The organism is Streptomyces mirabilis, from assembly GCF_039503195.1.
Taxonomy (GTDB): Bacteria; Actinomycetota; Actinomycetes; order Streptomycetales; family Streptomycetaceae; genus Streptomyces; species Streptomyces mirabilis_D.
In genome coordinates, this window is the sequence record NZ_JBCJKP010000001.1 from 1,191,402 (window position 1) to 1,205,082 (window position 13,681).

Annotated in this window: 11 protein-coding genes and 4 pseudogenes; 8 read left to right on the top strand and 7 right to left on the bottom strand. The window is 69.7% G+C overall.

The features are described from left to right. Positions 1 to 50: 50 nt before the first annotated feature. Positions 51 to 626: a PadR family transcriptional regulator gene (locus AAFF41_RS05995; protein ID WP_319752964.1), complete on the bottom strand. Its 576-nt coding sequence runs from the start codon at positions 624 to 626 to the stop codon at positions 51 to 53. A gap of 66 nt (positions 627 to 692) precedes the next feature. Further along, entirely contained in the window at positions 693 to 1,052 is a 360-nt protein-coding gene (locus AAFF41_RS06000) for a helix-turn-helix domain-containing protein (protein WP_343326259.1), read from the bottom strand. On the opposite strand from AAFF41_RS06000, the gene AAFF41_RS06005 reads away from it, so the two are divergent. Together AAFF41_RS06005 and AAFF41_RS06010 are read left to right on the top strand one after the other, a co-directional pair. After that, positions 973 to 1,182, top strand: a complete 210-nt coding sequence (locus AAFF41_RS06005; RefSeq protein WP_319753021.1) for a hypothetical protein — start codon at positions 973 to 975, stop codon at positions 1,180 to 1,182. The genes AAFF41_RS06000 and AAFF41_RS06005 overlap by 80 nt on opposite strands. 2,017 nt (positions 1,183 to 3,199) lie before the next feature. Next, a pseudogene (locus AAFF41_RS06010) lies at positions 3,200 to 4,426 on the top strand (ISL3 family transposase); the annotation flags it as partial. Positions 4,427 to 5,034: 608 nt separating this feature from the next. Here the strand turns inward: AAFF41_RS06010 and AAFF41_RS06015 are convergent. Further along, the gene (locus AAFF41_RS06015) at positions 5,035 to 5,517 is read right to left on the bottom strand and encodes a VOC family protein (protein ID WP_319753126.1); all 483 of its coding nucleotides are present in this window, start codon (positions 5,515 to 5,517) and stop codon (positions 5,035 to 5,037) included. A gap of 159 nt (positions 5,518 to 5,676) precedes the next feature. Between AAFF41_RS06015 and AAFF41_RS06020 the strand changes: the two genes are divergently transcribed. From AAFF41_RS06020 to AAFF41_RS06030, 3 genes are all read left to right on the top strand, one after another. Next, the gene (locus tag AAFF41_RS06020; RefSeq protein ID WP_319753127.1) at positions 5,677 to 6,900 is read left to right on the top strand and encodes an epoxide hydrolase family protein; all 1,224 of its coding nucleotides are present in this window, start codon (positions 5,677 to 5,679) and stop codon (positions 6,898 to 6,900) included. A gap of 185 nt (positions 6,901 to 7,085) precedes the next feature. Next, on the top strand, positions 7,086 to 7,739 hold the full coding sequence (locus AAFF41_RS06025; RefSeq protein WP_319753128.1) for an ATP-dependent Clp protease proteolytic subunit: 654 nt from the start codon (positions 7,086 to 7,088) through the stop codon (positions 7,737 to 7,739). Position 7,740: 1 nt separating this feature from the next. Continuing rightward, complete coding sequence (locus AAFF41_RS06030) at positions 7,741 to 8,343, top strand: ClpP family protease (RefSeq protein WP_054233833.1); 603 nt, start codon at positions 7,741 to 7,743, stop codon at positions 8,341 to 8,343. A 69-nt stretch (positions 8,344 to 8,412) separates the two neighbouring features. Here the strand turns inward: AAFF41_RS06030 and AAFF41_RS06035 are convergent, their stop codons facing one another. Both AAFF41_RS06035 and AAFF41_RS06040 read right to left on the bottom strand, forming a co-directional pair. After that, complete coding sequence (locus AAFF41_RS06035; protein WP_319753130.1) at positions 8,413 to 8,886, bottom strand: helix-turn-helix domain-containing protein; 474 nt, start codon at positions 8,884 to 8,886, stop codon at positions 8,413 to 8,415. An 87-nt stretch (positions 8,887 to 8,973) separates the two neighbouring features. Beyond that, positions 8,974 to 9,495 carry a DinB family protein gene (locus AAFF41_RS06040; RefSeq protein WP_168500816.1) on the bottom strand — a complete coding sequence of 174 codons (522 nt, stop codon included), beginning with the start codon at positions 9,493 to 9,495 and terminating at the stop codon, positions 8,974 to 8,976. A gap of 274 nt (positions 9,496 to 9,769) precedes the next feature. Here AAFF41_RS06040 and AAFF41_RS06045 point away from each other — a divergent pair, with 274 nt between their 5' ends. Then, on the top strand, positions 9,770 to 9,997 hold the full coding sequence (locus AAFF41_RS06045; protein WP_054233831.1) for a DUF5133 domain-containing protein: 228 nt from the start codon (positions 9,770 to 9,772) through the stop codon (positions 9,995 to 9,997). A gap of 70 nt (positions 9,998 to 10,067) precedes the next feature. Continuing rightward, positions 10,068 to 10,650, top strand: a pseudogene (locus tag AAFF41_RS06050) (sigma-70 domain-containing protein); the annotation flags it as partial. On the opposite strand, the pseudogene tnpA reads toward AAFF41_RS06050, so the two are convergent. Further along, positions 10,646 to 10,947, bottom strand: a pseudogene (gene tnpA, locus AAFF41_RS51510) (IS200/IS605 family transposase); the annotation flags it as partial. The pseudogenes AAFF41_RS06050 and tnpA overlap by 5 nt on opposite strands. Positions 10,948 to 10,976: 29 nt before the next feature. On the opposite strand from tnpA, the pseudogene AAFF41_RS06060 reads away from it, so the two are divergent. Beyond that, positions 10,977 to 12,216: pseudogene (locus AAFF41_RS06060) on the top strand (RNA-guided endonuclease InsQ/TnpB family protein). On the opposite strand, the gene AAFF41_RS06065 reads toward AAFF41_RS06060, so the two are convergent. Beyond that, complete coding sequence (locus tag AAFF41_RS06065) at positions 12,213 to 13,571, bottom strand: diacylglycerol/lipid kinase family protein (RefSeq protein WP_343323615.1); 1,359 nt, start codon at positions 13,569 to 13,571, stop codon at positions 12,213 to 12,215. The pseudogene AAFF41_RS06060 and the gene AAFF41_RS06065 sit on opposite strands and share 4 nt — an antisense overlap. Positions 13,572 to 13,681 lie beyond the last annotated feature (110 nt).

Below are 13,681 nucleotides of genomic sequence, written 5' to 3' on the forward strand. Positions count from 1 at the left end.
ATTGGTCGCGAAGGTTGCAGGGTGGTACGTGCTGGCGTGGTGCCCGGCGATCAGGGGTTTCCGGGCCGGCGGGTCCGCTCGTCGGCGACGATCTCGGGCACCGCGTTCAGGACTTCTTGGAGCCAGGCAACTTCGGCGCGCAGCCGGTGCGCGCCGTGGCTGACCGCGAGGGACTCGCTCACCGTCAGGTAGCCGCTGTCGATGGCATGCGCGTTCAGCGCCTCGGTGGTGGACAGCATGGAGGAGAGCTCGTCCAGCCGGGAGGTGATGACGGCGTGGAGATCATCCAGTTTCTCGGGGTCCAGGCGGGTGAGGGCCAGGTCGAAGGGGTCCGGTTTCATCCAGATGTGGGTAAGCCCCTGCGACTGCAGTTCCCGGAGCCTCCGCCGCCCTTCGTCTGTGATGCCGTAGACCTGACGCTCGGGCAGATTGCCTTCTCGCTCGACCCGTATCTCGGCGAGCAGCCCTTCGGACAGCAGCCGTTTGATCGCCTGGTACAGGCTGCCTACCGACACGTCCGTCCACAGGTGCAGATGTTCCTGCTCTGCCTGGAGACGGACCCTGTGCCCGTGCATCTCGCCGTTCCTCGCGAACGTGTCGAGGATGAACAACCTGATGGATGACATACGAGTACTCTCGCATGAGTACTGGCTCGTGGCAAACTTGGGCAGAGAGATCGGACTTGGAGATCCCTATGCCATAAGACGCTTCGGCCAGCGGGCTCGCGCCACCGGAGTCGGTCTGGATGGCTGTCGCTTCATATCCCGCGCTCCCACGGACGCAGAGCGTCGGGTACCACCTATACCCGTGAACTCGCGCCGCTGTTTGCGGTGACGGATGCGGTAGCAGTCGGCGGGGGATGTCCGGGCGATGAGACAAATGTGTTCGCGCGCCTGGCTACTGATCGTTCTGGGGCGTCCCCCGCTCCATTGCGGGTCCAGCGCGTCGAACCCCCGCTCGTTGAACGCGTGGATGACGTCACAGACGTGGTCGGCGCTGACCTGCATCAACGAGGTGATGTCCGGCACCGACTGGCCCTGGGCCGACATCATCACCAAGATGGCCCGCCGCAGCTTCACCGGATCCTTCGCGGTCCGGCTGATCCGCTGCAGCCGCCGACCCTCCTCCATGCTCACCGGCCGGACAAACACTTCAGAACGGCGTCCCACGGCACCTCCGTGATCACGACCTGGAAGGAGCCTGCCGGGCAACGGACGACGGGTCAATTACCCGACCAAGGATCCGAGACGAGCCACCTGGTCGGCGACTACGTCCCAGTTCCCCAGGACCCGAGACTTCCTGGCACGCCCAGCGCGTGAGCGACACGGTCTTCGAGCGTCCGGACGATGGGTGGCCCTGCGCCACCACCACGTTCGCGATTGACACCTCCACCGCGACGGAGGCCGAGCTTCGCGTGCTGATGTGGATCCACCACAGCTACGAGGACGACCTTCGCCAGGCGACAGTACTCTCCAGCACGTCGCCGCTCACCCTGCTCACGCCGCGTCAGCGGCGCGGATGCCTGCCGACGCGCAACCATGCTGAGCCGGCCCCTCCCCGAGGCCGCCGCGTCGACCCAGCCCGCCCACCACCCTTCTTTCTTCTCCACCGGGCATGGGAGCAGCGGCAGCAGAGGGGATGTCAGGCCCCCGACCACGCGGAAATTGGGGGCTGACCTGGGTCTACGCACAGGCGCTGACAGGAGGTGGGGAACCCTTGATGCAATAGTCAGGTGCAACAGTGGCCGCAGTAGATGGTTCCAACAGTTGGTGTCTCAACACCTGCCGCTCACAGGAGATGACCAACTCGTCGCCGTGTCCCGGCCCGCCCCCGGTCGGCGGGACACGAAGGAGCGTTGACCGTGCTTCGTGGCGACGAACCCGAGCGGAGCGGGCGCACCAGCGGGGCCTACTTCAGCCGCCGCCGCTCCCGACAGCCGGCTGCCTTAGTGGCGTTGAACAGATCCGCGAGACCAACCCAGGATCGCGCAGCGACAGATCCGCAGTGTCGACGACGGCTGAAAAGTGGACCGGTAGCGAACCCAAGCGTCGGAACTGGGTCACGATTCACGCGTCGCCGACACCGCAGGATGGCCGCAGCGCAGCGAAAGGGATCCCCACGGGTCCAGGAAGAGGCGTTGGCGATTGTCAGCTGCACACCGACAGGCGATCTACGCGAAATGATCCACGGCATCGTTCCACCCGGCAGGACTCGGGGCGCACGCACCGACGAGTCAGCCGGTGGAGGCGAGTGTTGAGCCCGGTGTAGGGCTCATCGAGGCTACTCGCGCACTGACATGGCCCGGGCGGGTGCGGCCGAGAGCTCGACGACGTATCAAGATCCCAGAACCTGGACCGCAGGCTGCCGTGGTCGGCCCTGTGGTCGGGGCCGACCAGACGGCCCCGTCACCACCTGGTTGTCCCACACGGCGGTAGCAAGCCACGCAGGTGCGCATCCTGCGCGCTCTTTTCCCTCGCTCCTTGCGGCCCCCCGCGCAGGCAAACCAATGAGCCTCACAACACCGGCTGGTTGGGGCACGCCGTGCTGCGCACCAACAGACGAACGCTGCGCACTCGATGACAGAAGGGCCTGCGCACTGGACGCCAGAGACGACTGCGCAGTTGCGCAGCGCACGATTCGTTCGCCAGGCAGCGTCCGCAACCTCCTCCTTGGGCTGCACTGCGCATCCCGCCAGGACTATCGATGGCCTCGTAGTAGTGCGCGCGACTGAGCTCGCCGCCGTTCTGCGCACGGGATGTCCGCGAGACGCACGGCACTACGAGTCACCCGGTGCCTCGGGCCTGGTCGGGCCCGTGGTCGGGTGACCACGACCCTGACCAGGACTTTCGTCTCTACTTCGTCATCATGGTCGGGGGCCTGTGGTCGGTGGTTTGGTCGGGGCCGGCTGGTAGTAACGCTCGCAGCGGCCACCCCGGCACGTCCGAACAGAGGCAGGGCGGCCTCGCCGAAGACAACGGCCCTCTGCGCACGGCCGGGGCGGCCGCCGTATCGGGCTGTGCGCAGGTTCCATCTCGGCGTGGTTGCGCACTAGCACAGACGGACGTCGTCAAGTGCGCAAGCACGCGGTGCGCAAGCACGCGGTGCGCAGTCGATGATCTCGGTGTGGGTGCTGTGGTGACGACGGCTCAGCCAAAGTGCGCGTCTGATTGCAGGACCGAACGACGTCCGTGGACGGTCGCTATCCCAGGTGGCGCGGGAGTTATGCGGCCGGGCGACCGCACGCCTCGCCGGCCTGCTGGCCGTGCCCGTTTCCCGCAGTACCGCACTGCGCCATCTGCGACGCCTGCCGCTGCCGCAGCAGGCGGTCCCGCGGGTGATCGGCGTGGACGATTTCGCCCTGCGCCGCCGCCACCGCTACGCCACGATCATCACGGATGCCGAAACCGGCCGACGCGTCGCGGTCCTGCCCGAAACCGGCCGACGCGTCGCGGTCCTGCCCGACCGCGAGAGGGCCACCCTGGAGTCCTGGCTGCGCAAACATCCTGGTGTCGAGGTCGTGTGCCGCGACGGCTCCGCCACTTACGCCGAGGCCATCCGCCGTGCCCTGCCCGACGCGGTGCAGGTCAGCGACCGATGGCACCTCTGGAGAAACCTCTGCGACAAAGTCCAGCTCGAGGTCCGCGCGCACACCGGCTGCTGGGCCACCATCAACCCGCCCCGCCCCGGCGGAGTACGCGAGCAGACCACCCGCGAACGCTGGAACAAGATCCACGACCTCCTCGGCCAGGGCATCGGCCTGCTCGACTGCTCCCGCCGCCTCGGCCTGGCCCTGAACACCGTCAAACGCTACGCCCGCATGCCCGAACCCCAGGCCCTGCGCATCGCCCCCGCCTACCGGCCCACCCTCGTCGACCCCTACCGCGACCATCTGCGCGCCCGCCGCGCGGCCGATCCAGCAGTTGCTGTCACCCAACTGCTGGGGGAGATACGAGAGTTGGGCTACACCGGCAGCGCGAACCTGCTGGTCCGCCACCTCAACCAGGGCCGCGCTGAAGGCGACCGTCCCGTCACCACCCCACGTCACGCCAGCCGCCTCCTGCTTACCAACCCCGAAAACCTGCGTCCGAAGGAAGCGACCCTGCTGGAGAAGATCGCCAATGCCTGCCCGGAGATGACCGCACTCGCCGATCTCGTAGGCGGCTTCGCCACCCTGCTGAAACCGGCCGAGGGCAACGACGTGAAACTCACCGAGTGGATCACGGCCGCCCGTGCCGTCGACCTACCCCACCTGCGCAGTCTCACCAACGGCCTCGAAATCGACCGGCCCGCCGTGAACGCCGGCCTCACGCTGCCCTACCACAACGGCCGCACCGAAGGCGTCAACACCCGCACCAAGAGGATCATGAGACAGATGCATGGACGCGCCGGATTCGACCTCCTCCGCCACCGCATCCTCCTACCCTGACGGACACCCAGCGTCACCACCGACTACGGGCCAGACCCAAGATCCAGACACTCCCCCGTCCGCGTCGACGCGGACGAGGCGGTTGTAGAGGGCGCCGAGGTATTCGTACGCGGAAAGGGCGCTGGCCGGATCCAGCGTCTCGGCCTCGGAGGCGGGCGGCCGGGCGACGCGGAGGGTGCCGCCGCGGTCGGGGGCGCCCTTCTTCGCCGCCGCGGGCAGCACGGGTGCGGCAGCGGCACCCGTACAGCCGGTGAGCAGCCAGGACGCACCGAGTGCCGCGGTGCTCGCGGCTCCCGCGGCGAGGAGCGATCGCCGTCCCGGGTGGTGGATGTCGGACATGGACCGACCGTCCTTCTCGCTATTCGTTCAACCGAACGATTGAGTGAAGGGCGTGAACGATAACGAGGAGATGGTTCCGCGCCAACCCGTGGAACCCGGAAATCAACCTCGGAAACCCACTCGTTACGGGGTGGGTGAGCATGTCGAACCCACAGACTCGGCCGATCGGGGGCGGTGGACGAGGCCACCTCGGCACCGCACAGCGGTCGGCCCGTTGCTCCTCGCCGGGAGGAGGAGCAACGGGCCGACCGCATGGTGCCGTGGGTGCGTTACTCGCCCGCGTACGCCTTCTCCAGCGCCGCGATGTCCAGCTTGGACATCTTGTACATCGCCTGGGCCGTCCGGGCCGCCTTCTCCGTGTTCGGGTCGCTGATCAGGTCGATGAGCCTGCTCGGGACGACCTGCCAGGACAGGCCGTACTTGTCCTTGATCCAACCGCAGGGGCCCTCCTCGCCGCCGTCCTCGACGAACTTGTTCCAGTAGTGGTCCACCTCCTCCTGGTCGTCGCAGTGGATCTGGAACGAGATGGCCTCGTCGAACGTGAACTGCGGGCCGCCGTTCAGTGCGACGAACTTCTGTCCGTTGGCCACGAAGTCGACGGCCATCACGGAACCGGCGGTGCCGTGCTCCGACTCGGAGAAGCGGGCGATCCTGCCGAGCCGGGAGTTCTTGAAGATCGAGACGTAGTAGTGCGCGGCCTCCTCGGCCTGACCGTCGAACCACAGACACGTGGTGAATCCGTCGGCGGACATACGTACCTCCTGCGGCGGGAAAGGTTTCGTCACCTCTGTCGACCGATCGTCGTCCCAAAACTCATCGGCGTCGCGCGGGATCCTTTCGCCGGGAGGGACGGCTGCGGCCGATCGCGTCGTTCGCCGCGCCCTCCAAGGGGCGCTATAGCATGCGCGGACATGACTTCCTCCGCTGATTCCTCCAGCCCCTCCGCCTCGGACAGCGCGCGCATCGAGCCGTTCCGTATCGGCTTCCCGCAGAGCGACCTCGACGACCTGCGCCGACGGCTCGATCGCACCCGCTGGCCCGACGAACTGCCCGGGGTCGGCTGGGCCTACGGCGTCCCGCGGGAGTACCTGCGCGAACTCGTGCGGTACTGGCGGCACGACTACGACTGGCAGGCGGCGCAGGCGCGGTTGAACGCATGGCCGCAGTTCACGACGGAGATCGACGGCGCGCGGATCCACTTCGCGCACATCCGTTCCCCGGAACCGGACGCGACCCCGCTGGTCATCACGCACGGCTGGCCCGGCTCGATCGTCGAATTCACCGACGTCGTCGGCCCGTTGACCGATCCGCGCGCGCACGGCGGCGATCCGGCCGACGCGTTCCATCTCGTCGTACCGAGCATTCCAGGGTTCGGGCTGTCCGGGCCCACCCGGGACACCGGCTGGGAGTTCCAACGGGTGGCCGCCGCCTTCGCCGAGCTCATGACACGGCTCGGCTACGAGCGGTTCGGCGCCCAGGGCGGCGACTGGGGCGGGGCCATCTCCCGGGAGCTGGGCCGGGCGTACCCCGAGCGGCTCGTGGGTGTCCACCTGAACCTGCTGCCCGGATCGTCCGCGGTCGCCGAGCCGACTCCCGGGGAACTGGCCGCGCTGAGCCCCGAGGAACGCGAGCGCGCGCTGCTGTCGTGGCGGCGGGGCGTGGAATGGCGCCGCGAGGAGGCCGGGTACGCCGAGCTCCAGGGCACCCGGCCACAGACCCTGGCCTACGCGCTGACGGACTCCCCCGTCGGTCAACTCGCCTGGATCGCCGAGAAGTTCAGGGCGTGGACGGATGCGAAGGACCGCCCCGAGGAAGCCGTCGACCGGGACCTGATGCTGACCAACGTGATGCTGTACTGGCTGACCGCCACGGCGGGGTCCTCGGCCCGCATCTACTACGAGCGGGCGCACGCGGACTACTGGGGCACCGCGCCCGAGCCGTCGACGGCGCCGACCGCGCTGGCCGTCTTCCCGCACGAGCCCCTCGTACCGCTGCGGCACATCGCGGAGCGTACGAACAACATCGTGCGGTGGACGGAATTCGACCGGGGCGGACACTTCGCCGCGGCGGAGGAGCCCGAGCTGCTGGTCGAGGATGTGCGGTCCTTCTTCCGGGACCTGCGCGCCGACGCCTGAGGCACGGGTCGGACACCTGGGCCCCGGTCCTCCGCCGGGGCCGTCGGTGGCGTCGGTGACGGCAACCCCGTATCCCCTCTGCCCGTGGCGAATCTGCTGCGGGCCGAGAAAGCTGATCCGCAAGGGCCTTCGGTCCGAGAGTGGGGATCGCGGCGACGACAGCCGCGCCACCACGAGGAGGACCGATGACTCCACTCATCACCGGCCGGTACCCGGCCCACGCACCGCGCGCCGAGGACGGCGACACCCCCGCGACCCGCTTCGACGACCATCTGGCCGCCCAACTGCTCGCGCAGCGGATCGTCCTGCTCGGCACCCAGGTCGACGAGGTGTCCGCGAACCGGGTCTGCGCCCAACTGCTCGTACTGTCGGCGGAGGACCCGCGCACCGACATCAGCCTGTACATCAACAGCCCGGGCGGATCGGTGACCGCGGGGCTCGCGATCTACGACACCATGCGGCTGATCCCCAACGACGTCTCGACCCTCGCCATGGGATTCGCCGCGAGCATGGGGCAGTTCCTGCTCAGCGTCGGCACCCACGGCAAGCGGTACGCGCTGCCCAACGCGCGGATCATGATGCACCAGCCCTCGGCGGGCATCGGCGGCACCACCGCCGACATCGAGATCCAGGCGCAGAACCTGGAGTTCACGAAGCAGGCCATCGAGCGGATCACCGCGGAGCACACCGGCCAGAGCCAGGAGACGATCTCCCGGGACGGCGACCGCGACCGCTGGTTCACGGCCGAACAGGCCAAGGAGTACGGCATGGTGGACCGGGTCGTGGAGTCGCTCGACGACGTCCGCCCGGCCGCGTCACGGCGACGGATGGGGCTCTGACATGGGTACGTACACGATTCCGAACGTCGTCGAGCGGACCCCGCAGGGCGAGCGGTCCTACGACGTCTTCAGCCGGCTGCTGTCCGAGCGGATCATCTTTCTCGGCACCGAGATCGACGACGGGGTCGCCAACGTCGTCATCGCGCAACTCCTCCATCTGGAGTCGTCGAACCCGGAGAGCGAGATCGCGATCTACATCAACTCGCCCGGTGGGTCGTTCACCTCGCTCATGGCGATCTACGACACGATGACGTTCGTACAGGCGCCGATCTCGACGTTCTGCGTCGGCCAGGCGGCCTCCACGGCGGCGGTGCTGCTGGCCGGCGGCGATCCCGGACGGCGGTTCGTCCTGGAGCACGCGCGTGTGCTGCTCGGCCAGCCCGCGAGCGGCGGCCGGCAGGGGACGGTGTCCGACCTCGCCCTCCAGGCCAAGGAGATGCTCCGTATCCGCGCCCAGGTCGAGGAGGTCCTCTCCCGGCACACACACCACGACGTGCCGACCCTGCGCGCGGACATGGACCGCGACAAGGTGTTCACCGCACAGGAGGCCGTGGCGTACGGACTCGCGGACGAGGTCCTGAGCCGACGGCTCGCGACGGTCTGAGACCGGACCACCGCCAGGGCCCGCGTCTGCGGCGACGTCCGCCGGGCAGGCCCTGGCCGGTCGTTCCGGTCAGGCGGCGAGGCACATGCCGTCGTGGTGCGAGGCCGACGGGGTGCGATGGCGGGCGGGCCGCACCTGGGCGAGGCGGGTGAGTTCGCCCTGGGCCAGCGAGAGCAGATCGGTGAGTCCGAGGCCCAGGGCGCGCGCGGCGGCCGCGAGGACTTCGGACGAGGCCTCCTTGCGGCCGCGCTCCAGCTCCGAGAGATAGGGCATCGAGATCCGGGCCGCGTCGGCCACGTCCTTGAGCGTCCGCTCCTGCGCGAGCCGCTCGCGCCGCAGGACGTCACCCACCAGGTCGCGCCACAGCGGCTCCCTGCTCCTGGGCGCCGGTGGCGTCTGCCGGGGCGCGAGGACCGGGCGGGGCCGCTGGGGCGCGTCGGCCACGGGACGGGTGGGACGGGCCGCCGGGCCGGTGACCGGAGCGGGTGCGGTCGCCGGGCGGAGGAAAATGACGCGGGCTTCGTTCGGCGCTTGGTTGCTCACCCCTTCAGCCTAGAAGCCCCGACCCGCCAGGAAAGGGCTCGGCTCGGCATTCCGCTCTCGGGGGAATCGAGGCGCGTCACCCGCCCGTCACTGCCCGACCCGCCCGTCGATCCGCTCGCGCAGGAAGTCCGCGTGGCCGTTGTGCCGGGCGTACTCCTCGATCAGGTGCACCAGCACCTCCCGGAGCGCGATCGGTTCGTCGTCGTGGGTGCCGGTGATGTCGAGGTCGCGGGCCTCGTCCACGAACCGCTCGGCGAAGGCCACCTCGGAGCGCCAGGTGTCCCAGGCATCCGCCACCACCTCGGGGTCGGGCACCGCGCCGTTGAAGTCGCCGTTCGGGTCGCCGTCCGAACGGTAGTGCCGCGGCGCGTCCTGGCCGGCCAGCACCCCGCGGAACCAGGCCTGTTCGACCCCCGCCAGATGACGCACCAGCCCGAGCAGCGACATGTTCGAGGGCTCGACGGAACGCCGGGCCATCGCCTCGGCGTCCAGACCCGCGCACTTCATCTCCAACGTCAACCGCTGGTCGCGCAGATACCCGACGAGCGTGTCCCGCTCCCCCACGAACCCCCCGTCGGAGCGCGGATCGTCGTCCGGGTGCACGAACATGTCCCACCACCCGAATCTCCGCTCGGGCGGGGTGTTCCCGGACTGGGGATGCTGGGGAAGTGTGGTGTCGGCCATGCCTCTGAGCATCGGCGCCCCGGCCGCGATCCGCCATCGGTTTTCCGCCGCCCCGAGACGGCCTCACGTCGTCCGCCGTGCCCGGGCGTCGGGGCGAGGCCCCGCCCGCGTGGATCGGGAGGAACCGGGTAACCGGGGTCAGGAACGATCACCGGTCGCGACCGACCGGTCGGCCCACCCACCCCTCCGGAGGACTCCCGTGCTGATGGCCCACCCCGCGGTACTGCGCAACCTCGTCGAGCAGTACGTCACCCTGCGCACGCTGCACGCCGAGGACGGCGGTACGGAGGTCCGGCGGCGCATGGACGACGTGGCCTACACGCTGTGCGTCTCGACCGGTACGAGGGATGTGGACGCGGCGCTCGTCGCGGCCCGCCACCGGCTGCCCGGAGCCCGCACGATGGACGACTCCGTCCTCGCCACCTGACCCGAGGGGGCGCACCTGCTGCCCAGAGATCGCAAACCTGTCGCTCACGGAACGGACGCTTGCCGCCCGTATCCGGGGTAGGCGCCGAAGCACGAAGCCGGACTGGGCGGACACCGAGTTCCCGCGGATCGTGGCTCCGCGTGACGCGCGGGAGTTGTCCCGGATCGAGATGTACGTCCCACGGGCGGGCCGTCTGGGCCGTGACGACCAGCCCTCTCATCCCCGCCTCCGACGCCGCCCGCGCTTCGCGGCGGGATGCATCCGTCATCGCGGGCGACGATCCGCGGGACATCCCCCATGTCGGGATGATCGGTCCGATCAAGGCGATCGACCGGTTCGAGCTCTCCCGCGAGGTCGAGTTCACCTCCTTCGCACTTTCGTACATCGTCGGCGAGATCAAGCGCCTCTTCCGGTGCACCACGTGGGCCGTGCACGTGCCGTGCATACTCCAGGAGTTGCGCGTGGAGCTTTCCAAGGCCCGGGAGGAACTCGCCGGCCGACTGAACCGCGAACCGAGCATCGCCGAACTGGCCACGCTGATGGGCCTCTCCGAGGACGAGGTCGTCGAGGCTCGGATCGCCGTCAACGGCTACAACTCCTCCTCGCTGGACGCCGCGCTCACCTCGAACGGCGGCCAGGACGGCGAGGCGGTCCCCAGAAATTGTCGCCCCATAGGCAGCGGCGAATGTGGTCGGGCAATTCCTGACGCAAGCGGCGCGCGGAGACGCCCTTGAGCGAGCCCACCAGCCGGGACAGAGCGATCTTGGGCGGGTAGTGGACCAGCAGGTGCACATGGTCCTTCCCGCCCTTGAACTCGTGCAGCTCAGCGCCGAAATCCACGTACACGTCCCGCATGATCTCCTCGCAGCGGGTACCAAGTGCGCGTGCAGGGACCAGACGACGCTGCGGCCCCTGCCTATATCGGGGTTTGATTCCCATCTCGGTGACACAGATCAATCCTCATCGATAACCTGAGGAAGTGAAGCTGGTGGTGCAGGTGAAGCTGCTGCCGACGCCTGTGCAGGGGGGCGGCACTTGAGGCGACCCTGCGCGCGTGCAACGAGGCCGCCACCCGGGTGAGCGAGACCGCCTTCGAGCGCGGGGAGTTCAAGAACTTCATCCTGCGCAAGCAGGTCTACGGCGAGGTCAAATCCCGCTGGGGCCTGGGCGCGCAAGCCGCCCAGCACGTCATCAAGAAGACGTGTGACGCGTACGCCACACTGAAGGCGAACCTGAAAGCCGGAAATCTGGGCCGCTCCGGCTCGCCCCGATACCGCCGGGCCGCCGAGAAGCCGATCGTCTTCCGTCCCCAGGGCGCGCAGCCCTACGACGACCGCATGCTGTCCTGGCAGATCCCGGACCGGACCGTGTCGGTCTGGACCGTGGCGGGCCGGGTCAAGGACGTGGCGTTCACCGCCTCACCCGAGCGGCTGGCCACCCTGGCCCTGTACCGCAAAGGCGAGTCCGACCTGCTGCAGCGGGACGGCATGTGGTTCTTGAACGCCACCTGCGCGGTCCCCGAAGCCCCCCTCAACACCGATCCGGTGGACTTCCTCGGCGTCGACCTGGGGATCGTGAACATCGCCACCACCTCGGACGGCGAGATCATGGCCGGACGCGAGCTGAACCGCATCCGGGTCCGCGAGCGCGGCCTGCGGGCCAAGCTGCAGAAGAAGAACACCCCGTCCGCCAAACGGCGCCTGAAGAAACGGCGGCGCAAGGAGGCGCGGCGGGCACGGGACATCAACCACAAGATCGCAAAGCATGTGGTGGTCGAGGCAGAACGCACCGGTCGCGGAATCGCCCTGGAAGACCTGACAGGGATCCGCGAACGGGTACGGCTTCGCAAGCCCCAACGGGCCACCCACTCCTCCTGGGCCTTCGCCCAGCTGGGGGCATTCGTCGCATACAAAGCCCGCAAGGCCGGAGTGCTGGTGGTGCACGTCGATCCGGCGTACACCTCCCGCACCTGCGCCGAATGCGGGCACATCGACAGGGCGAACCGGGTGAGTCAAGCCTGGTTCGCATGCCGGAACTGCGGATTCGTTGATCACGCAGACCGGAACGGCTCCCGCAACATCCGCGCCCGCGCGTGGGAGTTGTGGCGACGCGAGGCCCCGTCAACGGCCCCCGCCCCACCCCAGAAACCCGGGAGTGGGGCTGGACGCAAACGCAGCATCACACCCAGTGATGCCCGTTGTGCAAGCCGGTCGCTCTAGCGACGGGTCGTCGACCGCAGCCACTGGTCCTTCTCCGCGGGCCGGTACAGCGTCACGGCTCGTGTCACCTTGTCGAGCACCAGCCTCGGCGTCGCGACCCTGGTCACTTCGCCGTCGTACGAGAACCGCGGGTCGCCGTGCAGCACTTCGAGCCGCAGGCCGCGCACCTGCGCCGTGGTGAGGACCCGGCTGCTGTGCAGGGTGCCGGTCAGGACGGCCAGCAGCAGCCGGGTCCTGGCCAAGGGGGTGCCGGCGTCGACGGCACGGACGTCGAGCAGTCCGTCGTCGAGTTGGGTGCGGTAGGTGGGGGCGAACCCGGCGGGGTGGTAGATGCCGTTGCCCGCGAAGAGGAGCCACAGGCGCTTGGGGCGGCCGTTGACCGAGACGGTCACGGGGCTGCCCTTGGCGAGGACCCCGGCCAGTCCGACCACCAGCGCCGGCCACTTCCCGATCCGCTGCTCCAGCTTCTCCCGGGCTCCGACCAGGTCCGAGTAGATGCCGAGGCTGAAGGTGTTGAGGAACACGTGCTCCGGTCCGCCGGGGGCGCGGGCCCGCCCGAGGTCCGCGACGACCGCGTCGCCCGCCTGCACGGCTCGTACGACGTCCTCCAGGGTCTGGTTGCCGAGGTCGACGGCGAAGTGGTTGAAGGTGCCGCCGGGGAAGACCGCGAGCGGCAGGCCGAGCCGGGCGGCGATCTCCGTCGCGGCGTTGATCGTGCCGTCGCCGCCGCAGGCGCCGAGGGCGCCGCCCTCGTCCTTGGCCCGCCGGGCGGCCTGTTCCAGGAGTTCCACCAGGTCCTGGTCCTCCCGCGGCACCGTGATCTCGGCCTTGGGCAGCGCGGCGCGCAGATACGCGCTCGCGTCGGGGGTGTCGGCGCTCCACGAGATCCCGGAGGACGGGTTGACCACGATGTGCAGTCCGGCGCCCCCGGGCAGCGCCGGAGCGGGCCGCCGCGGGTGTGCCGCCGCGGCCGCCGCCTCCGGTTTGACCGGCCACCAGCGGGCGGTCAGCGCGGCGGCGCCGACACCGATCGCGACGCCCACGGCCACATCGCCCGGACGCCGGTCCCCCGAGCGCGTGCGGGCCACGGTCAGTGCGGCGGCGCCGGGCACCGCGAACAGGCCATAGCGGGGCGCTTCGAGCAGGACGCCGACGGCGAACGCGGCGGCCGACGCGACCCGGCCGACCGCGTCGAGCGGCTGTGCCTTGCGGGCCGCCGGGCGGGCCAGCACGCGGGTCACGGCCGAGGCGATGGCGACGGTGCCGATGCCGCGCAGCGCGGCCCGGCGCGCGGTCCGGTTCCCCGACGCGCCGAGGGCCGCGGCGGCGGCGCCCCACGCGAGTCCACCGGCCACGGTCCGCCGCCATCCGGAGGGCCCTGCCGGTCCCGCGGCCGCCCCGCCCGGCCGCCACGGCGTGCCGCCGCTTGTCCCTCGCCCCGTCCCGCGCCTTCTCATCAGAGGCC

Bases quoted from the DNA above. Each gene is read 5' to 3' on its own strand.
- AAFF41_RS05995 (WP_319752964.1), bottom strand. From the start codon at position 626: ATGTCATCCATCAGGTTGTTCATCCTCGACACGTTCGCGAGGAACGGC.
- AAFF41_RS06005 (WP_319753021.1), top strand. From the start codon at position 973: ATGACGTCACAGACGTGGTCGGCGCTGACCTGCATCAACGAGGTGATG.
- AAFF41_RS06000 (WP_343326259.1), bottom strand. From the start codon at position 1,052: ATGATGTCGGCCCAGGGCCAGTCGGTGCCGGACATCACCTCGTTGATG.
- AAFF41_RS06015 (WP_319753126.1), bottom strand. From the start codon at position 5,517: ATGTCCGCCGACGGATTCACCACGTGTCTGTGGTTCGACGGTCAGGCC.
- AAFF41_RS06020 (WP_319753127.1), top strand. From the start codon at position 5,677: ATGACTTCCTCCGCTGATTCCTCCAGCCCCTCCGCCTCGGACAGCGCG.
- AAFF41_RS06025 (WP_319753128.1), top strand. From the start codon at position 7,086: ATGACTCCACTCATCACCGGCCGGTACCCGGCCCACGCACCGCGCGCC.
- AAFF41_RS06030 (WP_054233833.1), top strand. From the start codon at position 7,741: ATGGGTACGTACACGATTCCGAACGTCGTCGAGCGGACCCCGCAGGGC.
- AAFF41_RS06040 (WP_168500816.1), bottom strand. From the start codon at position 9,495: ATGTTCGTGCACCCGGACGACGATCCGCGCTCCGACGGGGGGTTCGTG.